At 57.9% G+C, this 19,703-nt stretch carries 20 protein-coding genes; 14 read left to right on the top strand and 6 right to left on the bottom strand.

Annotated features, from left to right (window positions below):
* Positions 1 to 192: 192 nt before the first annotated feature.
* Together tig and QNI81_RS07755 are read left to right on the top strand one after the other, a co-directional pair.
* The gene (gene tig / locus QNI81_RS07760) at positions 193 to 1,524 is read left to right on the top strand and encodes a trigger factor (protein ID WP_216013915.1); all 1,332 of its coding nucleotides are present in this window, start codon (positions 193 to 195) and stop codon (positions 1,522 to 1,524) included.
* Positions 1,525 to 2,032: 508 nt separating this feature from the next.
* A complete protein-coding gene (locus tag QNI81_RS07755; RefSeq protein WP_283966140.1) occupies positions 2,033 to 2,902 on the top strand; it encodes a GGDEF domain-containing protein in 870 nt (289 codons plus the stop codon).
* Between the two features lie 55 nt (positions 2,903 to 2,957).
* Here QNI81_RS07755 and QNI81_RS07750 read toward each other — a convergent pair whose 3' ends face one another.
* Positions 2,958 to 4,916 carry a bifunctional 2',3'-cyclic-nucleotide 2'-phosphodiesterase/3'-nucleotidase gene (locus QNI81_RS07750; protein ID WP_283966139.1) on the bottom strand — a complete coding sequence of 653 codons (1,959 nt, stop codon included), beginning with the start codon at positions 4,914 to 4,916 and terminating at the stop codon, positions 2,958 to 2,960.
* 279 nt (positions 4,917 to 5,195) lie between these two features.
* Between QNI81_RS07750 and aqpZ the strand changes: the two genes are divergently transcribed.
* The gene (gene aqpZ, locus QNI81_RS07745; protein ID WP_283966138.1) at positions 5,196 to 5,885 is read left to right on the top strand and encodes an aquaporin Z; all 690 of its coding nucleotides are present in this window, start codon (positions 5,196 to 5,198) and stop codon (positions 5,883 to 5,885) included.
* A gap of 60 nt (positions 5,886 to 5,945) precedes the next feature.
* On the opposite strand, the gene QNI81_RS07740 is transcribed toward aqpZ, so the two are convergent.
* Positions 5,946 to 6,416: a lytic transglycosylase domain-containing protein gene (locus tag QNI81_RS07740; protein WP_009178727.1), complete on the bottom strand. Its 471-nt coding sequence runs from the start codon at positions 6,414 to 6,416 to the stop codon at positions 5,946 to 5,948.
* A gap of 485 nt (positions 6,417 to 6,901) precedes the next feature.
* Here QNI81_RS07740 and QNI81_RS07735 point away from each other — a divergent pair, with 485 nt between their 5' ends.
* The 3 genes from QNI81_RS07735 (at position 6,902) to QNI81_RS07725 (ending at position 10,062) form a co-directional block, all read left to right on the top strand.
* Entirely contained in the window at positions 6,902 to 7,750 is an 849-nt protein-coding gene (locus tag QNI81_RS07735; RefSeq protein WP_165810539.1) for a flagellin N-terminal helical domain-containing protein, read from the top strand.
* Positions 7,751 to 8,079: 329 nt separating this feature from the next.
* On the top strand, positions 8,080 to 8,922 hold the full coding sequence (locus QNI81_RS07730) for a flagellin N-terminal helical domain-containing protein (protein WP_009179062.1): 843 nt from the start codon (positions 8,080 to 8,082) through the stop codon (positions 8,920 to 8,922).
* A gap of 288 nt (positions 8,923 to 9,210) precedes the next feature.
* Complete coding sequence (locus QNI81_RS07725) at positions 9,211 to 10,062, top strand: flagellin N-terminal helical domain-containing protein (RefSeq protein ID WP_005608656.1); 852 nt, start codon at positions 9,211 to 9,213, stop codon at positions 10,060 to 10,062.
* Between the two features lie 99 nt (positions 10,063 to 10,161).
* On the opposite strand, the gene rplI is transcribed toward QNI81_RS07725, so the two are convergent.
* From rplI to rpsF, 3 genes are read right to left on the bottom strand one after another with little or no spacing between them, the layout of a single operon-like run.
* The gene (gene rplI / locus QNI81_RS07720; protein WP_065325841.1) at positions 10,162 to 10,779 is read right to left on the bottom strand and encodes a 50S ribosomal protein L9; all 618 of its coding nucleotides are present in this window, start codon (positions 10,777 to 10,779) and stop codon (positions 10,162 to 10,164) included.
* 13 nt (positions 10,780 to 10,792) lie between these two features.
* On the bottom strand, positions 10,793 to 11,020 hold the full coding sequence (rpsR, locus tag QNI81_RS07715; protein ID WP_005608650.1) for a 30S ribosomal protein S18: 228 nt from the start codon (positions 11,018 to 11,020) through the stop codon (positions 10,793 to 10,795).
* Positions 11,021 to 11,049: 29 nt separating this feature from the next.
* Positions 11,050 to 11,403 carry a 30S ribosomal protein S6 gene (gene rpsF, locus QNI81_RS07710; protein ID WP_005608637.1) on the bottom strand — a complete coding sequence of 118 codons (354 nt, stop codon included), beginning with the start codon at positions 11,401 to 11,403 and terminating at the stop codon, positions 11,050 to 11,052.
* A 312-nt stretch (positions 11,404 to 11,715) separates the two neighbouring features.
* Between rpsF and QNI81_RS07705 the strand changes: the two genes are divergently transcribed.
* From QNI81_RS07705 to QNI81_RS07690, 4 genes are all read left to right on the top strand, one after another.
* The gene (locus QNI81_RS07705; protein WP_005608631.1) at positions 11,716 to 12,249 is read left to right on the top strand and encodes a hypothetical protein; all 534 of its coding nucleotides are present in this window, start codon (positions 11,716 to 11,718) and stop codon (positions 12,247 to 12,249) included.
* A gap of 246 nt (positions 12,250 to 12,495) precedes the next feature.
* Positions 12,496 to 13,071: a YceI family protein gene (locus QNI81_RS07700; RefSeq protein WP_009178817.1), complete on the top strand. Its 576-nt coding sequence runs from the start codon at positions 12,496 to 12,498 to the stop codon at positions 13,069 to 13,071.
* Between the two features lie 139 nt (positions 13,072 to 13,210).
* Complete coding sequence (locus tag QNI81_RS07695; protein WP_283966137.1) at positions 13,211 to 13,984, top strand: carbohydrate ABC transporter permease; 774 nt, start codon at positions 13,211 to 13,213, stop codon at positions 13,982 to 13,984.
* A 165-nt stretch (positions 13,985 to 14,149) separates the two neighbouring features.
* Positions 14,150 to 14,932 carry a transporter substrate-binding domain-containing protein gene (locus QNI81_RS07690; RefSeq protein ID WP_065325838.1) on the top strand — a complete coding sequence of 261 codons (783 nt, stop codon included), beginning with the start codon at positions 14,150 to 14,152 and terminating at the stop codon, positions 14,930 to 14,932.
* Positions 14,933 to 15,007: 75 nt separating this feature from the next.
* On the opposite strand, the gene QNI81_RS07685 is transcribed toward QNI81_RS07690, so the two are convergent.
* Positions 15,008 to 16,240: a cytochrome b/b6 domain-containing protein gene (locus tag QNI81_RS07685; RefSeq protein WP_283966136.1), complete on the bottom strand. Its 1,233-nt coding sequence runs from the start codon at positions 16,238 to 16,240 to the stop codon at positions 15,008 to 15,010.
* A 219-nt stretch (positions 16,241 to 16,459) separates the two neighbouring features.
* On the opposite strand from QNI81_RS07685, the gene fabD reads away from it, so the two are divergent.
* The 4 genes from fabD to QNI81_RS07665 all read left to right on the top strand — a co-directional run bounded on the left by fabD (position 16,460) and on the right by QNI81_RS07665 (position 19,697).
* Positions 16,460 to 17,395 carry an ACP S-malonyltransferase gene (fabD, locus tag QNI81_RS07680; protein ID WP_283966135.1) on the top strand — a complete coding sequence of 312 codons (936 nt, stop codon included), beginning with the start codon at positions 16,460 to 16,462 and terminating at the stop codon, positions 17,393 to 17,395.
* 20 nt (positions 17,396 to 17,415) lie between these two features.
* Positions 17,416 to 18,153, top strand: a complete 738-nt coding sequence (gene fabG, locus QNI81_RS07675; RefSeq protein WP_283966134.1) for a 3-oxoacyl-[acyl-carrier-protein] reductase — start codon at positions 17,416 to 17,418, stop codon at positions 18,151 to 18,153.
* A gap of 381 nt (positions 18,154 to 18,534) precedes the next feature.
* Positions 18,535 to 18,768 (top strand): acyl carrier protein, encoded by a 234-nt coding sequence (locus tag QNI81_RS07670; RefSeq protein WP_005645147.1) that lies wholly within the window; start codon positions 18,535 to 18,537, stop codon positions 18,766 to 18,768.
* A gap of 185 nt (positions 18,769 to 18,953) precedes the next feature.
* Positions 18,954 to 19,697, top strand: coding sequence for a 1-(5-phosphoribosyl)-5-[(5-phosphoribosylamino)methylideneamino]imidazole-4-carboxamide isomerase (locus QNI81_RS07665; RefSeq protein WP_283966133.1), 744 nt, complete (start codon positions 18,954 to 18,956; stop codon positions 19,695 to 19,697).
* Positions 19,698 to 19,703 lie beyond the last annotated feature (6 nt).

Genomic DNA, 19,703 nt, shown 5'->3' with positions numbered 1-19,703 from the left:
GGCGTTTGCATGTCCAATGAGGCAAAACCCGCCATTCAGGGGCGAAAATCGGGTGAAAAGGCCCCTTTGAGGCGCTTCCTGAGCGGATCGAGGCTGATGCCCCTTGCACCGCGACGCGCGGGCCAATAGAAGGCCTCAAATTGTCTGGGGGCGGAGCCTGCGCGCGCGCCCCGAATCTCTATGGGGAATATGATGCAGGTCACTGAAACTCTGAACGAAGGTCTGAAGCGCGGCTACGCGATCACCATTCCGGCAACCGAGCTGGAAGAGAAGGTCAACGCGAAACTGGCCGAGGCGCAACCCGAGATCGAGATGAAGGGCTTCCGCAAGGGCAAGGTTCCGATGCCGCTTTTGAAAAAGCAGTTCGGTCCCCGCCTTATGGGCGAAGTCATGCAGGAAGCTGTCGATGGTGCGATGAACAAGCACTTCGAAGAGTCCGGCGACCGTCCGGCGCTGCAGCCTGACGTCAAAATGACCAACGAAGACTGGAAAGAGGGCGACGACGTCAACGTCGAGATGTCCTACGAAGCACTGCCCGCGATCCCTGAGGTCGACGTGTCCGGTGTTGAGCTGGAAAAACTGGTCGTCAAAGCAGAAGACGCAGCCGTGACCGAGGCGCTGGAAAACCTCGCGTCCTCCGCACAGGAATTCGAAGCCCGCGAAGAGGGTGCCGCATCCGAGGATGGCGATCAGGTTGTGATCGACTTTGTCGGCAAAGTGGACGGCGAAGCGTTCGAAGGCGGTTCCGCCGAGGATTACCCGCTGACGCTGGGCTCCAACTCCTTCATCCCCGGCTTTGAAGAGCAGCTGGTCGGTGTGAAGTCCGGTGAAGAAAAAGACGTCACCGTGACTTTCCCCGAAGAGTATGGTGCAGAGCACCTCGCGGGCAAAGAAGCCGTGTTCTCCTGCACCGTCAAAGAAGTCAAAGCCCCCAAAGCGGCAGAGATCAACGACGAGCTGGCCAAGAAATTCGGCGCTGAAGATCTGGACCAGCTGAAAGGTCAGATTTCCGAGCGTCTCGAAGCAGAATATGCTGGTGCCGCCCGTCAGGTCATGAAGCGTGCCGCCCTTGATGCGCTGGCCGAGCTGGTCTCCTTCGACCTGCCGCCGAGCCTCGTTGAGGCAGAAGCCAAGCAGATCGCACACCAGCTGTGGCACGAGGAAAACCCGGACGTGCAGGGCCACGACCACCCGGAAATCGAGCCGACCGAAGAGCACAACAAGCTGGCCGAGCGCCGCGTGCGTCTTGGTCTGCTGCTGGCCGAGATGGGTCAGAAAGCCGAAGTCGAAGTGACCGACCAGGAAATGACCCAAGCGATCATGCAGCAAGCACGCCAGTATCCGGGTCAGGAACGTCAGTTCTTTGAATTCATTCAGCAAAACGCTCAGATGCAGCAGCAACTGCGCGCGCCGATCTTTGAAGACAAAGTCATCGATCTGGTGTTCGATCAGGCCAAAGTTTCTGAGAAAGAAGTGTCCAAAGAGGACCTGCAGAAAGCTGTTGAGGCGCTGGAAGAAGAGTAACTTCCACACCTTTGAAGTTTTGAAAGGCCGCCTCTCGGGGCGGCCTTTTTATATTGCGATATACGCAACCTAAAATATCTCGCGCGTCAATATTTTGACAGCTCACAGGTGCCCGTGCATTATGGATTTAAGCCAATACGTCTTTGGAAACTGGCGCCATCAATAATGCTGCGCTTGTTTCATCAGAAATACGAAAAACGCCTAAAGGCTATGGTAGAAAGGAAAAATTAACACTCCACTTTTTGGCGATCTGTTTTTGCTTTTCAAAGAAGCGGGGTGTTCATGAGAATGGCGATTGCGGGGAAGAAATTAAATTTTTTCCCTCAAAATATTTCTCATTGTGGGCTTCAACTTTCCTCGCGAAAATTTCATTAGTTTTTGAAATTTGAATTTTCCGAGGTGACTCGGTCCCACAGCGTTGTATTGGGGCGGTTAAATGGTAGCCACTGAGGCGCAGGCGCGCGTCAACTTTTACTTAGGTGTTTGTTTGGCTCTGGTTTGCGCAGCCATGCTGATCCTGAATTTGACGCGCGGCGATTTTATTCTGTCTGGCGCTCTTGGGCTGCTCGTTTTGGTGGTCGTGATCGACCTGTGCGCCTTTGTGAAAAAGAAACGGCTACCAATCTCGATCCCGATGGTCCTGTTCCTCTTGGGCGCCTTGATTGTCCTGTCGGTGTGGCGCGCAGGCGCGGAGGTCGGGTTTTATGCCTTTCCGACCCTTATTGGCGCGTTTCTTGTGCAGCCCGGGCGTTTTGCGGTGTGGTACTCTCTCGGGCTCACGATTGCGGTCGCAGGGACGGTGGCAACTGTGGGCGCAGACGCGCCGATGGCCATACGCCTCGGGCTGGCCTTGCTCTTGTGTCTGACCTTTCTGTGGTTCGCCGCTAAGCGCATTACCGAGGCGCAGGATCAGCTGGAAAACAGCGTGTTTCTCGATCCGCTGACAGGTTGCTTTAATCGTCGCCATCTGGCGCGCGTGTCAGAGACGCAGGATTTACGCAATGCAGCGCTGATCCTCTTTGATCTTGATTACTTCAAAAGCGTCAATGACACCTTCGGCCATCCAACCGGAGATTTTGTGCTGCGGTCGGTCACCGCTTTGGTGCGTCAGCAGTTGAGCGACGGTGATCTGTTTTTCCGCATCGGCGGGGAGGAGTTTCTGGTGCTGCGCCTCAACTCGGAGAAAGGCACCACCCGCGCCTTGGCTGAACAATGCCGCCAAGCGCTGGATACCTCGCGTATTCTTGCCACCCGGCGTGTCACCGCGACCTTCAGCTGTGCGGATTTCGACGGGCGGGCAGAGATGGAACCAGTGCTCGGGCAGGCGGATGTGGCGCTGCTGAAAGCCAAGCGGGCAGGGCGCAACCGCGTCGTTTGACAAAAAGAACCGCCCCGCAAATGCAGGGCGGCCCTGATGATTGCCTCAGTATAGATCAGAGTGCGATTTTGAACCGTGCAAACCCATCCGGCCCGTCGCCAGCGGGGGTGATGGTCACACCGGGCACATTGGCGGCGTACGCGGCCGCTTTGGGTCCCGTATCAAACAGCACTGAGGTTTCTGGCAGCGGTGCAAAGCGCCAGTTGCCATCCGCCTTGGGGCTGATGGTGCCTTGCTCCACGATATAGCGCACGATCACGTCGCGGTTCGTGTCCGGTCCTTCAAAGACGATGGTGTCGCCCATGGCGCCGGGAAAACTGCCACCGCCGCTGGCACGGTAGTTATTGGTGGCAATGATGAACTCTTGAGTGAGATCAATGGGGGCCCCATTGAATTCGAGGTTCACGATCCGGTTGGTGTCCGGGTTGATGACCTCCCCCTTGGGCGCAAACATCGGTGGTTGGCTCAGGTCGATCTGATAGGTCACCCCGTCGATCACATCAAAATTGTAGCTGGGGAACTCGGTGTTCAGCAGCACCTGATCTGCCTTGCCGGGCTCAATCTGATTGAACATCCCCGCGGAGCGTTCGAGCCAGTCCTTGACCTGCTGGCCGGTGACTTTCACCGCGCGCACGGTGTTGGGATAGAGGTAAAGATCGGCAACATTCTTGATCGCCACATCGCCCACGGGGACATCGGTGTAATACTCCGGCCCGCCACGCCCACCAGCCTTGAACGGGGCGGCGGCGGAGAGGATCGGCAGGCCGTCATATTCGGTGCCCTTCAGCATCTGTTCGATATACCAGGTCTGCGCGATAGACACGATCTGCACCGATGGATCATCCGCAACCAGCGCAAAATAACTGTGCAGCGGCGCGTCCGTCTTGCCCACCGCGCGGCGCACATAGGCCAGCGTGGCGTCATGGTCTGCCTGCACCGCGTCAAGCACGCTTTGATCGCTCTCGACTAGTGCGGTGACGCTGCGGTCTTCGTTGCGCTTTGATATGGGGCGCGCCTCGGAGGCATGGCCCACCACACGCCAGCCCTTGCCATCGCGCTCCAGCATCAGGTCGATCAGCCCCATATGGCTGCCCCAATAGCCGCCCATGACGGCGGGGGTGCCGTGGATGGTGCCCTTGTCGGCATCCACACCTGCAAATTCCGCATAGGTGGAGGAGGGGAACACCAGATGGCTGTGTCCGGTCATAATGGCATCAATGCCCTCTACCGCCGCCAGCGGCACCGAGGCGTTTTCCATCCCGTCACTGTGATCGGCCGAGCCGATGCCGGAATGCGACAGCGCAATAATGATATTTGCGCCTTTCTCCTTCATCTCGGGCACATAGGCGCGGGCGCATTCGACGATGTCACGCGCCTGCACGTTGCCTTCCAGATGTTTGCGGTCCCAATTCATCACCTGCGGCGGCACAAATCCAATCAGCCCGATCTTGATTGGGTGAGACTTGCCTGCGCCATCGGTCAGCTCGCGATCAAGGATCACATAGGGCGGCAGCAGCGTCTCATCCTCGCGTGGCGAGGCACCGGTCTTCTTGGCAATATTGGCACAGACCACGGGGAACCCGGCTCCGGCCAGCGATTTCATCAGGAAAGAGATCCCATAGTTGAACTCGTGATTGCCCAAGGTCGAGGCATCAAAGCCCACGGTGTTCATCGCCGTGATGACCGGGTGCTGATCGCCTTCTTTCATGCCGCGCTCATAGGCGATGTAATCGCCCATCGGGTTGCCCTGCAGGAAATCTCCATTGTCCACCAGCAGCGAGTTTGTCGCCTCTGCGCGGATGTCATTGATCAGCGATGCGGTGCGGGCAAGGCCCAGCGTATCCACCGGTTTGTCGCCGTAATAATCATAAGGAAACACATGCACGTGCAGATCAGTGGTTTCCATCAGGCGCAGGTGAACCTGACCCGAGGCAGCGGCGACAGAAAACGGATGCAGTGCGATCAGACCCGCGCTACCTGCCAGAAAGGACCTGCGGTCAATTTGCAAAGACATCTAACTCTCCTGAAATATTCAATATTTTGTGCCCCATCCGGCTGAGTGCCACAGGGGCGATTCTTCAAATGATAGAGCGAGAAGATGACATTTTCGCTGGGAAAAATCGGCGCCTTTGACAGTCAAGGCCAGTGCTCGGTCAGAGGGGGCAAGGTTGAGTAGTATTTATAAAATATTTCCGACTTCCAGAAAGTGAAAACTGAAACACAATGCTCAGACGCTCACAAAACAAAAGATGCGTCCAAGATCTGAGCGGGGACGGTGTAAGTGGAGATAAAAATGAGTAAAAAGTTGTTGGCCGAGTTTGTTGGGACCTTTTGGCTGGTCTTTGGCGGATGTGGCAGTGCCGTCTTGGCTGCAGGAATTGAAAATGTAGGAATCGGTTGGCTGGGGGTCAGTCTGGCCTTTGGTCTCACGGTGCTGACCATGGCCTATGCGGTTGGCGGGATTTCGGGCGGACATTTTAATCCGGCTGTCTCGCTTGGTTTTGTGGTTGCGGGGCGCTTTCCGGCCAAAGACCTGATCCCTTATTGGCTGGTGCAGGTCATCGGCGCCATCGCGGCGGCGGCCACGCTTTATGTTGTCGTGTCTGGCATCAACGGCTTTGAGGGCGTTAGTGGATTTGCCTCAAACGGCTATGGGGCCGCTTCCCCGTTGGGTTACGGGATGATGTCCGCACTGGTCATGGAGATTGTCATGACCGCAGCGTTCCTGATCATCATCCTTGGCGCAACCTCTGCCACTGTGCCCGCAGGCTTTGCGCCGATAGCCATTGGACTGGGCCTGACCCTGATCCATTTGGTGTCGATCCCTGTGACCAACACATCGGTGAACCCTGCGCGCTCCACCGGGGTCGCTCTGTTTGCGGATGGACCCGCGCTGACACAATTGTGGCTGTTCTGGGTGGCACCGCTTGTCGGGGCGGTCATCGGGGCGGTGATCTGGAAGATCCTGTCCACCGACGACTGAGGATCACGCAACATGTCCGCCCTTCCTCCTGAGGAGGGGCGGCATTCACTGCGCAGAGGTTCAGCGCAATCCGGTCTCTTCCAGCATACCGCGGCGCTTGGCCTCGTAGTAATAGCCCCGCGAGTAGTGTTTGACCGCGTTATCCTGACTGCCATCGGAAATCAGCCACGCGCCACGCAGATAACGCACGGCATACTTCAGATTGGTATCTGCATCCAACAGGTCCTGCGGCTCGCCCCGAAACCCCATGGAGCGTGCGGTGGCAGGCAGGATCTGCAGCAGCCCATAATAAGGGCGATTGGTGGCCCAGGGGCGGTGGGTGCTTTCGCGTATGGCAAGGCGGTGCACCAGACTGCGTGGCACCTCGTAATGATCGGCCCAGAAGTTGATCTTTTTCCGCAGCTCCGGTGTCTCATTCGGATAGAGGGGCGGGTTGAATGCACGGCTGACGGACTCGTCAGTGCTTGCACATCCCGCCACGGAGCTGAGGGAAAAGGCCGCCAAGGTCCACAGCAGGTGACGACGGTTCATTGGGCTGTCTCATGGTTGTTTCTCTGGCTCCCAACCTAGCGACGCTGTGCGATGCGGCAAACCTGCAATTTTAGACAAGGCGGAGCTTTGCCTATACGCGTACGATGCGTGCGGCAAACCTAGAGATATATCATTAAATACAGTCGCTTGGCGTGGATTGTTCATCGTCTAGCCAACACCAAAACGACCACGGAACAGACGAAAAACGCCCTGCCGTTTTAATCAATTATCCAATGCAATTGTCGCGGATTTTCGACGATTAGCAAATCATTCAGCTGTGTTAAAATTGTAGGGATGTAAAAGCCGCCCATTAAGGAGTCAGTAACAGAATACATGCCATTTTGATCGTGCATCTGGTGACGGATGGCGCTGACGCTGAGAGGCGGAAGGCAGGTTTAGGACGGGACCACTCGCCCCCGTGTAACGGGATAACCTGAATATAGGACAGATAAAAAATACTGTCCTGCCATTGAATAAGGTGCTCTATGTCCAGCATTCTGACCAATAACGGCGCAATGGTTGCGCTGCAGACCCTGAAGTCCGTCAATGACGACCTCGGCAAAACCCAAACCAGCATCTCCACCGGTAAAGAGGTGGGTACAGCCAAGGATAACTCCGCGGTTTGGGCAATCTCCAAAACCATGGAATCCGACATCGCCGGTTTTGAAGCGATCGAAGAGGGTCTCTCTGTCGGTGAAGCGACCGTTGCGGTTGCCTCTGCCGGTGCTGAGCAGATCGTTGAAAAACTGACCGAGATGAAAGAGCTGATCGTCTCCGCGCAGTCTGAGAACGTTGATCACGCCACCATTCAAACCGACATCGATTCCAAAGTGGAACAGGTTGAGGCGATCATTTCCGCAGCCCAGTTTAACGGTGCAAACCTGCTGGCGACCAATGTGGATGGCAATGGCGCAACTGGCGTTGGTGTTCTCGCCTCGCTGGACCGCGTGGGTGCAGGTGGCGCCGTGTCTGCGGTTGAGATCACCATCGCATCTGTCGATTTTGAGGCCGATCTGGACTTTGGCTCGAGCCTGACGACGATCACTGATACAGCCACGGCGGCGACCGCACTGGATGAGATTGAAGTGCTGATTCAAACCGCGATCACCGGCGCGGCTTCTCTGGGTGCGGATTCGGCCCGTCTGGAAGATCAGTCCGAGTTTGTCAGCAACCTCGTGGACTCCATGACCATGGGCGTGTCGACCATGACCGACACCAACATGGAAGAGGCCTCCGCGCGCCTGTCTGCACTGCAAACCCAGCAAGATCTGGCAACCCAGTCGCTGACCATCGCGAATGAGGCACCAAGCTCGCTGTTGCAGCTCTTCCGTTAAGGTCTCCTGACCTCACGAATACCACCGCCGGCTCCTTTGGGGCCGGCGGTTTTTTGTGTCTCACTCGACGGTTGCGATTTCTTACGGAAAATTTTTTGAAGCTTAGACAGTTATTCAACAGTGTTAAAATTGTAGGAATGACTCGCTGCCGCATTAAGGAATCGTAAGGGCTTTTGTGGCACTTTGATGGTGCATCTGGTGACAGGTGGCGCTGACGCCGTGAGGCGGAAGGCAGGTTTAGGACGGGACCACTCGCCCCCGTGTAACGGGATGACCTGAATATAGGACAGACATAAAAATCACTGTCCTGCCATTGAATAAGGTGCTCTATGTCCAGCATTCTGACCAATAACGGCGCAATGGTTGCGCTGCAGACCCTGAAGTCCGTCAACGACGACCTCAGCAAAACCCAAACCAGCATCTCCACCGGTAAAGAGGTGGGCTCCGCCAAGGACAACTCCGCGGTTTGGGCAATCTCCAAAACCATGGAATCCGACATTGCCGGTTTTGAAGCAATCGAGGAAGGCCTGTCCATCGGCGAAGCAACCGTCGCAGTCGCCTCTGCCGGTGCCGAGCAGATCGTTGAAAAACTGACCGAGATGAAAGAGCTGATCGTCTCCGCGCAGTCTGAAAACGTTGACCACGAGAAGATCCAGACAGATATCACCTCCAAAGTGGAGCAGATTACCTCCATTATCGATGCTGCTCAATTCAACGGTGCAAACTTGTTGAAGGCAACTGTTGACGGTACTGCTACTGGTCTTGGTGTTCTGGCCTCGCTTGATCGTGTTGGCGCAGGTGGTGCCGTGTCTGCGGTTGAGATTTCCGTCGCCTCCGTAGATTTTGAAACCGATCTCGATCTTGGTTCGATGACTCAAATCACCGACTCTGCCTCGGCCGCTTCTGCTCTGGGTGAAATCGAAACCTATCTGCAAACCGCGATCACCGGTGCTGCGTCCCTTGGTGCGGATGCTGCGCGTCTGGAAGATCAGTCCGAGTTTGTTAGCAACCTCGTGGACTCCATGACTTTGGGCGTGTCGACCATGACCGACACCAACATGGAAGAGGCTTCCGCGCGCCTGTCCGCGTTGCAAACCCAGCAAGATCTGGCAACCCAGTCGCTGACCATCGCGAATGAGGCACCAAGCTCGCTGTTGCAGCTCTTCCGTTAAGGTCTCCTGACCTGAGGAATACCACCGCCGGCTCCTTTGGGGCCGGCGGTTCTTGTATGAACAAGTTTACCCAATTGGGCAAAGCGGCTTCGGTCGGGTTAACGACTGCGTTACGTGTTAGCCATATATTAACGTCTTTGTGGATATCGTTAACTTGCATCCAGCCGCACGTTGGGCGGATGGCGCCGGGGGACCACTTCGGCAGTGTCCAGAGCGATACGCTGCGATCTCAGAAACGGGATCTACACCTGTGGGACTGTCCAGTCCCTCGCGATGGAAACCTAACCCATGTCCAGCATACTGACCAATCACGGGGCGCAGATAGCCCTTCGTACTCTGAAGACCATTAACGGCAACCTTACCGATGTGCAAAACTCGATCTCGACCGGTAAGCGGATCGGCTCGGCCAAAGACAATGCCGCCGTCTGGTCAATTGCCAAAACCATGGAATCCGACATCTCCGGCTTTCGCTCGATCAAGGACGGTCTCGCCATGGGCGAAGCCACCGTCGCTGTCGCCTCCGCTGGCGCAGAGCAGATCGTTGAAAAGCTGACAGAGATTAAAGAACTGATCGTATCGGCACAGTCTGAAAACGTCGACCATGCCACCATTCAGACCGATATTGCCTCAAAGGTCGAACAGGTCGAGGCAATCATCGCCGCCGCGCAGTTTAACGGCGCAAACCTCTTGTCTGCGGACGTCGATGGCTCCGGGGCCACGTCGCTGGGCGTGCTTGCCTCGCTGAACCGTGTGGGGTCGGGCGGCACCGTCACCGCAAATGAGATCACGGTGGCTTCGGTGAATTTCGATAACACCCTCGATTTGGCGAGCAGCCTCACTGCGATCACCGACAGCACCTCTGCCGCTACAGCGCTCACGGAAATCGAAGATTTCTTGCAAGTGGCCATCACGGGGGCCGCATCTCTGGGCTCTTCCGCCGCGCGCATAGAGGATCAGTCCGATTTTGTTGGACGATTGATGGATTCCATGGAATTGGGCGTTTCTGCCCTGACGGACACCAATATGGAGGAGGCCTCCGCTCGACTGGCCGCGCTGAAGACACAGCAGGAACTGGCGATACAGTCGCTCACCATTGCCAATCAGGCGCCGAGATTGCTGCTGGAACTGTTCCGCCGCTAAGGCGCGCTTATCCGGGAATGTAAAAAAGGCGACATCCCTCGGATGCCGCCTTTCTCTTTGTTCCAATCGCAAGGGCGAACCCCTGCAGTCAGCCGAAGCTTACTTGGAGTCGTCTTCTTCTGCGGCTGCAACAGGTGCGTCGCCTTCGTCGTCGTCAGAAGCTGCGCCACCGATGTCGTCGAAGAGTTCGGAGATTTCGAACTCTGCTGCGGCTTCTTCTTCAGCGGCCAGTTCCTGAATGGACTTGCCGGAGGCCTGCAGTTCCGCTTCCTCGGGGGAGCGCGCAACGTTCAGCTCGATGGTCACCATGACCTCGGGGTGCAGGTGCACTTCTGCGATGTGCAGACCCAGGGTCTTGATCGGCTCACGGATGATGACCTGCTTGCGGTCCACCGAGAAGCCTTCTTCGGTTGCAACGTCAGCCGCGTCACGGGTGGTGACGGAGCCGTAGAGGTTGCCACCATCGGAGGCGGAGCGAATCACGACGAACTGCTGGCCGTCGAGTTTCTCGCCGAGGGCTTCTGCTTCTTTCTTGGTCTCCAGGTTGCGCGCTTCAAGCTGCGCTTTCTGGGATTCAAAAGCTGCAATGTTGGCGTCAGACGCGGTCTGAGCCTTGCCCTGCGGCAGCAGGTAGTTGCGGGCAAAGCCGGGCTTTACGTCAACGACGTCGCCCATCTGGCCGAGCTTCGCAACACGTTCAAGAAGGATAACTTGCATGGATCAGGTCTCCTTACTTCACGGCGTAGGGCAGCAGGGCGAGGAAGCGGGCGCGCTTGATAGCACGGGCCAGTTCACGCTGCTTCTTTGCCGAAACGGCGGTGATGCGGGAAGGAACAATCTTGCCACGCTCAGAGATGTAGCGCTGCAGCAGACGAGTGTCCTTGTAATCGATTTTGGGCGCGTTCTCACCAGAGAACGGGCACACTTTCCGGCGACGGAAAAATGGTTTGGCTGCCATGGTTTAGCGTCCTTTTCTCAAGCGTTGGATCAACGGCGCTCGCGACGGTTGTCGCGTTCGTCACGTTTCTGCATCTGGACCGAGGGGCCCTCAGCGTGCTCTTCGACCTTGATGGTCAGAACGCGCATCACGTCGTCATGCAGGCGCATCAGGCGTTCCATTTCCTGAACGGCCGACGAAGGTGCGTCGGAGCGCAGGAAGGCATAGTGGCCCTTGCGGTTTTTGTTGATCTTGTAGGCCATGGTTTTCACGCCCCAGTACTCCTGGTCGACCAGCTTACCGCCGTTGTCGGACAGAACAGCACCGAAGTGTTCGATGAGGCCTTCTGCTTGCGAGTTGGACAGGTCCTGACGCGCAATCATGACATGCTCATAGAGTGGCATGCGAACTCCTGTTTGTGTCTGGGCGCATTTCATAGGAGGGGCATATTTGCCTTCCGCTGCCCCACCACGAGAGTCTGCGCGGATCAAAAGATACGGAAGGAGGCCTCCCATTAGACGGCTTTGTGCCAAAGCGCAACCCGCCACAGAAGGTCATGACGCGGGGGGGCGTTTGGCTCGAGGTCTGGCGAAATAGGATAGGGAACCAAGTTTTCCCTCACCCTGCCACACTGCTGCCCCATTCCAGCGCGAGTGAATAGGTTAACAAGTCGTTAACGGCGTCAGGGGCGCCCGCGAGTATAGAGGAAGAAAGCCATGACAGCGATTGATCAGAACGTCATCGACTTTACCCGTGTTGCACCGATTGATCATGTGCCGGGATTTCGCTCTGAGGCGCCCTCGCAAGTGACCCTACGCCCCGGCGGATCCGTGTCTGCTATGTTGCTGCGCCTGCTCGGTGGTTGCATGGTGATGGCCTCGACCGGGCTCTGGTTGATGCCAGACTCCGGTGCGGATCCGCAAATGGCGTTGATCCGCATTGGCGTGTCGGTGTTTTTGCTGTTTGTCGGCCTGTGCTTGCTGTTGCAGCGGGAAATGAAGCTGCCGCCGGAATTTCATTTTGACGCGCAGCGCAATGAGTTGCGCATCGAAGAGATCCGCAGCGACGGGCGTTCGGTTGTGCTGATGCGCCGCAGCTATGCCTCGCTTGGTGCAGCGCGTTTCAGCGGTAAGACGCTGCAAATCCTCGAAGGCGATGGCAGCGTTCTGATTGAACTGCCGCTCGAAGGTCGCACCACACGCAAGCTGTTGTTGTCTCAGCTGAAACCGCATCTGCGCATCATGAGCTGATTTGCCGCGAACGCGGCGCTCCGGCACCGAGGTCAAGACCCCACGTTATCTGACATTCGCGTGAGAACCCGCCGACCCGAGAGGATTTGGCGGGTCAACTGCGTTAGGTCAGCTTATATCAGACCCACCCGGCGCATAGCCGGGTGTTCATTTCCCAACACTCGATGTTGGGTTTTGCGGACTAGCTGACGCCAACCGCATGGCCGACATTATGACCATCGAACCACCACTCTGGAGCCCAGACACATGAAAAAGATCCTGCTTGCTGCTGCGCTGATCGGCACCGCCGCGACTTCCGCTTTTGCTGCACCTGAAAAATACACGCTCGACTCGAGCCACAGCCAGATCCTGTTCAGCTACAACCACCTCGGCTATTCCACCACTTGGGGCATGTTCTCCGGCTTTGAGGGCGAGATCATGTTTGATCAGGAAGATCCGGCGAACTCTTCCGTTTCCGTTTCCATGCCCGTGAAATCCATGTTCACCGGCTGGGAAGCACGCTTCAACCACTTTATGTCCGATGATTTCTTCGGTGCTGCGGATGACGAAATGGTCTCCTTCACCTCCACTGGCATCGAAGTGACCGGCGAAGACACCGCAAAAATCACGGGCGATCTGACCCTCAATGGCGTGACCAAATCCGTGGTTCTCGACGCCAAACTGAACAAAGCAGGCGAGCACCCGATGGCGAAAAAGCCATGGGCGGGTTTTGATGCCACCACCACTTTGGTGCGTTCCGAGTACGAATTGGGCCAGTTCGCGCCCTTCGTCGGCGATGAGGTCGAAGTGAAGATCTCTGTCGAGGCAACCAAAGCCGAATAAACCAAAGACACCGAACAGGTGCCTTTTGGCCACCGGTCCCGATGGGATCGGTGGTTTTTTGTATCCCGGTCAATGCCTTCATTGACCTTTGCGTCCCCGCGTGCCCCCTGTGGCGCGTGTCCTTTGTAGACTGTGTCTCATGCGCCGGTATTTTGACCATTTGATCCTCTGTCTTGGCTGCCTCATCATGGTGGGACCGGTTTTGGTGCTGATCGGACAGGTGCTGTCTGATCCTGACCTGAGCCGACAGATCCGGGCCATGTTCAGCGCCGACCGGACCCTCGGCTATCACATCGACCTTTGGCAGATGCTCGGGAATTCGCTGGTGTTGGCGCTCGGGGTGGCGGCTCTTGCTTGTGTGCTGTCCTTGCTGGCGGCGTTTGCACTGGTGTTTTTTCCGCTGCCGGGACGAGAGTGGCTCTTTGGGGTGATCCTGATGGCGATGTTCTTTCCCATCGAGACGCGCATCCTGCCCAGCTTTGCGGTGGTGCATCAGCTGGGGCTGTCAAATACCCATGCAGGGATGATCCTGCCGGTGGTCGCAAGCGGTTTTGGCGTATTGGTGTTCCGCCAATTCCTGAAACAAATCCCCAAAGAACTGATCGAGGCTGCGCGACTGGATGGCGCGCGCCCGCTGCGCTGTCTTTGGGATATTCTGCTGCCCATGTCCGCGCCTATGGTGGCGGCGCTGTTTTTGATCTTCTTTGTGCTGGGCTGGAACCAATATGTCTGGCCGCTGATGTTGTCGACCACTCGTCAGGACATGGTGACCGTGGTCAGCGGCGTGACCCGCGCCGGGGCAGGCAGCACAGAGGGTCAGATCTTGGCGCTCTTGGCCCTCGTACCGCCGGGGCTGGTGATGGTGATCAGTCAGCGGTGGCTGATGCGCGGGCTGACCTCGGGCATTCACTAGGAAATGGGCATTAGGCAGCGGTGGCCGCCCGTGTGCCGTAAGGTGGTCGTTAAATTCTGAATTAGATCGTCAAAATTTCGAGGGTTTGCGTTAAGCCAGCGTTAGCTCGTCCAGCGGATCGTGACTTCACTTAGAAATCACAGCCATCCGTTCAGGAGCCATTTGATGTATAAAGCCACCTATTTTGCTGCCGCGCTTTCGCTGGCTCTGTTTCAGAGCCCGGCGGTTGCCACTGCTGACGAGATCACCATCCTCGCCGGAGACTTGCCGCCCATGTTCAATGCGGATGGCAGCGGGCGCGAAGCCGAGATTATTTCCACCGTGATGGAGCGTTGCGGCCATACTGTCTCCTTTGAGATCCAGCCCTTCACCCGCCACTGGAAAACCTATGCCAGTGGCACCGGTGATGCGGTGGCCACCGTGCCCGTGGGGATGCCGCTCGGCGGCCATCAGAGCGACGTCTACATCCAGTACCAAAACGGTGTGTCTTTCCTGACGGATGCGGGCAACACTTATGGCGATCTGGCCGCGCTCGCGGGCCATTCTGTAATCGCCTTTATGGGCGCCTCAGACATTCTGCCGGGGTTGAAGGACGCAGCTTCAAGCTTCAAGAGCTACAAGGAAGTGGCGGATCAGATCGGTCAGAGCCGTATGATCTTTGGCAAACGCGTCGATGCGGTGGTGGGTGATGGCATGATTTTCGCCGAATATAATCGCCAGCTGCGCGAACAATCCGGAGATCTGATGTTTGACCCCAATCAGGGTGTGACCTTTCAGGCGATCTTTGAGCCCTCAAGCTATGGGATGAACTTCCGCGACGCGCAATTGGCAGAGGATTTCAATCGCTGCTTTGCGGAGGCCGACGCCGAAGGGGCCATTGAGGCGATCAACAGCGCATGGGCGGAGCGTTACCGCGAAACCCTCGGAACACAGTATCTCGGCCACTAATTCGCAAGATACGATCTGCAAAAGCCGCCGCGCAAACCATCAAGGTTCGCGCGGCGGTCTTGTGTGAGCGTGGGCCTATTGGGCGCGGCGGGCGACCAGATCGACGGTGATATTGACGCCGAAGGCCAGCGTTGCTTCGTCCTGCGTGCCCGTGCCGACGTTGAAATCGAGCCGGTTCACCTCGGTGCGTCCGCTCATGGTGGCAGTGTCACCCTCAAGGTCGAGCGTGAAGGGCAGGGTGGTCGGCACCGTCTGATCCCGGATGGTGAGCGTGCCGCGCGCCTCATATTGGCTGTCTTCAATCTGTACGATCTCGGCTGCAAATGTGGCGCTTGGATAGGTCTCTGCATCAAAGTAATCCGGGCCCATCGCCTGATCTGTTACCGATCCAAGCGTCAGCGACGGGATGGCAATGGTGACCTCAACCTCACCGGCTGGGCCGGGGGCTGCGGGTTCTTCAAAGGCGATCTTGGCGTTCCAGTCGGCAAAACTGCCGCTCACCGTGCTGCCCATCTGCACCACTTCGATGCCGAGGTTGCCGCTTTCAACGCTCCAGCCGGAGCCTTCGACGGTTTCGCGCAGGGCAGGAGCGGCAGTCGTGCCTTTATCGGACGCGCTGAAATAGAGCGCGCTGCTGCCCGCAAGCACCCCGGCCCAAACCAGCAGAGCAGATAGGAACGGCAGGGCAGAATGCGTCTGTGCGGGCGGTTGTGGCAGCGCGCGGCGGCCGGGCAGCATCCGCAGCAACGTGCTGTCTTTGTCCAGAACATGGTGTTTCAGGGCTCCCGCCACATGGGCAAGGATCGCCGCACCCAACAGGAGCATGGCGTAGAAATGGATGGTGCTGAACAGCTTAGACACCAGTTCGGATTTTGGCACCATCGGCAGGTCTTGCCCAAACGGCCACCAGATCGGAGCAAAGCCATCGGTGGCTGCGTGATGTATCCAGCCCGAGAACGGCACAATCACCATCGCACCATAGAGGACCCAATGCGCAGTTTCCGCAGCCCAGGCTTCCAGTTTGCGATTGGGGTGCAAAAGCCCCGGCTTTTCCTGCGTGATTGCCCAGAGGATGCGCAAAAGCGCGGTGAAAAACACCGCAACACCAAGAGTTTTGTGAAGCGAAAACAAAAGCGTGGCGCGCGCGATCACCGCTTGAGAGCCATCAAAGCCGCTGCTTTGGATCTGCTCTGCCAGCTCAGTGGCGAAATAGCCCAGAGGAAAGGCGCTCAGGATCAGGAGCGCGGTCAACCAATGAAAGGTCTTGGTGATGGAGCCGTAGCTCTGATCTGTGTTCTGGCGAGACATGGAGGATCGGTCCTTGATGTAAGGTCTGGCGGGTTTTCCCCAAGGTAGTGACGCGCAGGCGGGGCGCAAGAACGCACTGTCTTCGCTCATGCACAGTTGATCTGCACCTGTGCTGTCATCGCGCGGGTTTCGGCATATTTCATTGACGTGAAATGCTTGTGTGCCTTCCCTTGGGTCGCTAAACCAGCCCGAAAGACAGTTTTATGAATGAGGACAGCCATGTCGATCGCTTTCGTTTTTCCCGGCCAAGGGGCCCAGACCATCGGAATGGGCAAGGCGCTGGCCGATGCCTACCCGGCGGCCAAAGCGGTCTTTGACGAGGTGGACGCAGCCCTCGGCGAGAGCCTGAGCAGCCTGATCTGGGAGGGCGATATCGAGACCCTGACCCTGACGCAAAACGCCCAGCCTGCCTTGATGGCGACCTCCATGGCCGCGATGCGCGCGCTGGAGGCCGAAGGCATTTCGATTGAAAAGGCCGCCTTTGTAGCCGGTCATTCCTTGGGCGAATATTCGGCGCTGGCCGCCTCCGGCGCGCTCAGCCTAGCCGACACGGCGCGCCTGTTGCGTACCCGGGGGCAGGCGATGCAAAGCGCCGTGCCGGTCGGTGTTGGCGCAATGGCAGCGCTTTTGGGGCTGGACTTTGAAACGGTGAAAGCCGTCGCCGTCGAGGCCGCCGCCGAGGGCGAGGTTGTGCAGGCCGCCAATGACAATGATCCCACGCAGGTGGTGGTCTCCGGCCACAAGGCCGCGGTGGAGCGTGCCGCCGAGATCGCCAAGGAGAAAGGCGCCAAACGCGCGGTGATGCTGCCGGTCTCCGCCCCCTTCCACTGCGCCTTGATGCAGCCCGCCGCCGATGTGATGGCCGAGGCACTTGCAGGCGTGGAGATCAAGGCGCCTGCGGTGCCGCTGATCGCCAATGTGCGCGCCGATGCGGTCACAGACCCAGACACCATCCGCGCCCTTTTGGTGGAGCAGGTCACAGGGTCCGTGCGCTGGCGCGAGAGCGTGCAGGCGATGGCCGCGAAGGGCGTCACAGAGTTCTGGGAAATCGGCGCGGGCAAGGCGCTTTCGGGCATGATCCGCAAGATCGACCGCGCCCTGGTCTCCAAACAGGTCGGCACCGACGCCGACGTCAAGGCCGTGAGCGGCGCATAATCCATAAGGAAGAGACAGACATGTTTGATCTGACAGGTAAGAACGCGCTGATCACAGGCGCATCCGGTGGCATCGGTGGCGACATTGCGCGCGCTCTCCACGCAGCGGGGGCGACTGTTGCGCTGTCCGGCACCCGGCCCGACCCGCTGCACGCGTTGGCCGAGGAGCTTGGCGAACGGGCGCATGTGGTAACCTGCAACCTCTCCGACGCCGAGGCCGTTGAGGCGCTGCCCAAGCAAGCCGCCGAAGTCATGGGCTCCGTTGATATCCTGATCAACAACGCCGGCATCACCAAGGACAACCTCTTCATGCGGATGAAGGACGAGGAATGGCAGAGTGTTCTGGACGTGAACCTCACCTCCACCATGCGCCTATGCCGGGGCGTGCTGCGCGGCATGATGAAGGCGCGCTGGGGCCGCATCGTCAATATCTCCTCCATCGTCGGCGCTACGGGTAACCCCGGTCAGGGCAACTATGCCGCCTCCAAGGCCGGTATGATCGGCATGTCCAAATCGCTGGCCTATGAGGTCGCAAACCGCGGCATCACCGTGAACGCGGTTGCGCCCGGTTTCATTGCCACCGCGATGACCGACAAGCTCAACGACACCCAAAAAGACACGATCCTCAGCCAGATTCCGGCAGGCCGTATGGGGGATTCGAAAGAGATCGCCGCCGCCGTGCTTTATCTGGCGTCGCAAGAGGCCGCTTATGTGACCGGCACCACGCTGCATGTGAACGGTGGCATGGCGATGCTCTGATCGCTGCCCGGTCGTATTCGTCAAAGCCGCGTTGGAAACAACGCGGCTTTTTTCGTGTTTTCAAGCGTTTGCATGACGTAACGGCAGCTGTAAAACCGCAGTGAACCTGTCGCGCTGCGGCGCTGTTTCTGCTCTTTGGGGCAGGGGACGCGCGCCCGAAAATGCGGCACCTGCAAAGGCGCTTAAGATATTGGAAATCATTTGCGTCGGCTTGTGTCTGTGCTATAGGCCCCCCATCTTACGTGTTGGCAGGCGTCTCGCTGTGCCACCGCGCCCCTGTTTCCGAACGGGGACCCCACCGCCCGCTTGGGCAACAACCAACCTTCCCGAGTGGGCAAGGGCAGAACCGGGCGAGAGCCCTGTAAAAAACGAGGAATAGACATGAGCGACGTCGCAGATCGCGTGAAAAAGATCGTTGTAGAGCACCTGGGTGTGGAAGAAGACAAGGTGACCGAGAGCGCCTCCTTCATCGACGACCTCGGCGCAGACAGCCTCGACACCGTTGAGCTGGTCATGGCGTTCGAAGAAGAGTTCGGCATCGAGATCCCGGACGACGCGGCCGAGACCATCCAAACCTTCGGCGACGCAGTGAAGTTCATCTCCGAAGCGTCCTAATCGGACCCTTCCAAGAGACCTCACGATTTCGTGATTGAAGAGGCGGCGCTTTCCTGATGGAAAGCGCCGCTTTCTGTTTGGTGCCGCGCGCCTCGGGCGCTCTCAGCACGCGGGCCACGTTTCGAAATGTGCCAACATCGTGCTACACTCATAATCATTATGAAACAGATCGGAGATGACGGCGCATGATGATTTATCCCACGATGGAACTTCTGGACGGGCGCTGCGTGACGCTCGACAAAGGCAATTTGGACGCGCCCATGATCTGGCATGTGGATCCGGTGGAGACCGCGAAGGGCTTTGCCGAGGCGGGCGCAGAGTGGATGCATCTGACCGATTTTAATGCGCTGCAGGGCGACGACAGCAATCAGGCTTTGGTCGAGGATCTCATTCGAACGGCGGGGCTGCCAATCCAGCTTGGCGGAGGCATCCGCTCACGCGAACAGGCGGAATACTGGATCGAGAAGGGCGTCGGACGCGTGGTGATTGGCACCATGGCAGCCTATGATCCTGCTGCGGTGGCGGAGCTCGCGAAATATTATCCGGATCAGATCTTGCTCGCGGTGGATGTCTGGCAGGGGCAGGTGATGACCGAGGGCTGGCGCAAAGCGGGGGCATGGACGCCCGAAGCCTTTGTCAAAGCGTTTGGCAACGCGCCGTTTGCGGGCATTCTGGTGACCGACATCGACAGCGATATGAGCGATCTGGACGCACAATTGGGGCTGATTTCCGCATTGGCGAGCGAAGCCCATTCACCGGTGATTGCCAGCGGTGTGGTGCGCAGCGCCGATGATATATCGCGTTTGAAATACCTGCCCAATATCGCAGGTGCCTTGGTGGGGCGGGCTTTGTTCAACAAGACAATCACGCTGGAAGAGGCGCTGGCGACGGCCCAGCCGGACCCGGAACCTGTGGCAGAGTTTCTCTGATCTCTC

It is taken from the genome of Tritonibacter sp. AK171, assembly GCF_030127025.1.
Taxonomy (GTDB): domain Bacteria; phylum Pseudomonadota; class Alphaproteobacteria; order Rhodobacterales; family Rhodobacteraceae; genus Epibacterium; species Epibacterium mobile.
Note: the sequence above shows the minus strand (reverse complement) of the source record. Positions and strands in the feature narration are given on the sequence as shown.

Excerpts from the sequence above, each read along its gene's own strand:
- tig (WP_216013915.1), top strand. The coding sequence starts at position 193 with ATGCAGGTCACTGAAACTCTGAACGAAGGTCTGAAGCGCGGCTACGCG.
- QNI81_RS07755 (WP_283966140.1), top strand. The coding sequence starts at position 2,033 with ATGCTGATCCTGAATTTGACGCGCGGCGATTTTATTCTGTCTGGCGCT.
- QNI81_RS07750 (WP_283966139.1), bottom strand. The coding sequence starts at position 4,916 with ATGTCTTTGCAAATTGACCGCAGGTCCTTTCTGGCAGGTAGCGCGGGT.
- aqpZ (WP_283966138.1), top strand. The coding sequence starts at position 5,196 with ATGAGTAAAAAGTTGTTGGCCGAGTTTGTTGGGACCTTTTGGCTGGTC.
- QNI81_RS07740 (WP_009178727.1), bottom strand. The coding sequence starts at position 6,416 with ATGAACCGTCGTCACCTGCTGTGGACCTTGGCGGCCTTTTCCCTCAGC.
- QNI81_RS07735 (WP_165810539.1), top strand. The coding sequence starts at position 6,902 with ATGTCCAGCATTCTGACCAATAACGGCGCAATGGTTGCGCTGCAGACC.
- QNI81_RS07730 (WP_009179062.1), top strand. The coding sequence starts at position 8,080 with ATGTCCAGCATTCTGACCAATAACGGCGCAATGGTTGCGCTGCAGACC.
- QNI81_RS07725 (WP_005608656.1), top strand. The coding sequence starts at position 9,211 with ATGTCCAGCATACTGACCAATCACGGGGCGCAGATAGCCCTTCGTACT.
- rplI (WP_065325841.1), bottom strand. The coding sequence starts at position 10,779 with ATGCAAGTTATCCTTCTTGAACGTGTTGCGAAGCTCGGCCAGATGGGC.
- rpsR (WP_005608650.1), bottom strand. The coding sequence starts at position 11,020 with ATGGCAGCCAAACCATTTTTCCGTCGCCGGAAAGTGTGCCCGTTCTCT.
- rpsF (WP_005608637.1), bottom strand. The coding sequence starts at position 11,403 with ATGCCACTCTATGAGCATGTCATGATTGCGCGTCAGGACCTGTCCAAC.
- QNI81_RS07705 (WP_005608631.1), top strand. The coding sequence starts at position 11,716 with ATGACAGCGATTGATCAGAACGTCATCGACTTTACCCGTGTTGCACCG.
- QNI81_RS07700 (WP_009178817.1), top strand. The coding sequence starts at position 12,496 with ATGAAAAAGATCCTGCTTGCTGCTGCGCTGATCGGCACCGCCGCGACT.
- QNI81_RS07695 (WP_283966137.1), top strand. The coding sequence starts at position 13,211 with ATGCGCCGGTATTTTGACCATTTGATCCTCTGTCTTGGCTGCCTCATC.
- QNI81_RS07690 (WP_065325838.1), top strand. The coding sequence starts at position 14,150 with ATGTATAAAGCCACCTATTTTGCTGCCGCGCTTTCGCTGGCTCTGTTT.
- QNI81_RS07685 (WP_283966136.1), bottom strand. The coding sequence starts at position 16,240 with ATGTCTCGCCAGAACACAGATCAGAGCTACGGCTCCATCACCAAGACC.
- fabD (WP_283966135.1), top strand. The coding sequence starts at position 16,460 with ATGTCGATCGCTTTCGTTTTTCCCGGCCAAGGGGCCCAGACCATCGGA.
- fabG (WP_283966134.1), top strand. The coding sequence starts at position 17,416 with ATGTTTGATCTGACAGGTAAGAACGCGCTGATCACAGGCGCATCCGGT.
- QNI81_RS07670 (WP_005645147.1), top strand. The coding sequence starts at position 18,535 with ATGAGCGACGTCGCAGATCGCGTGAAAAAGATCGTTGTAGAGCACCTG.
- QNI81_RS07665 (WP_283966133.1), top strand. The coding sequence starts at position 18,954 with ATGATGATTTATCCCACGATGGAACTTCTGGACGGGCGCTGCGTGACG.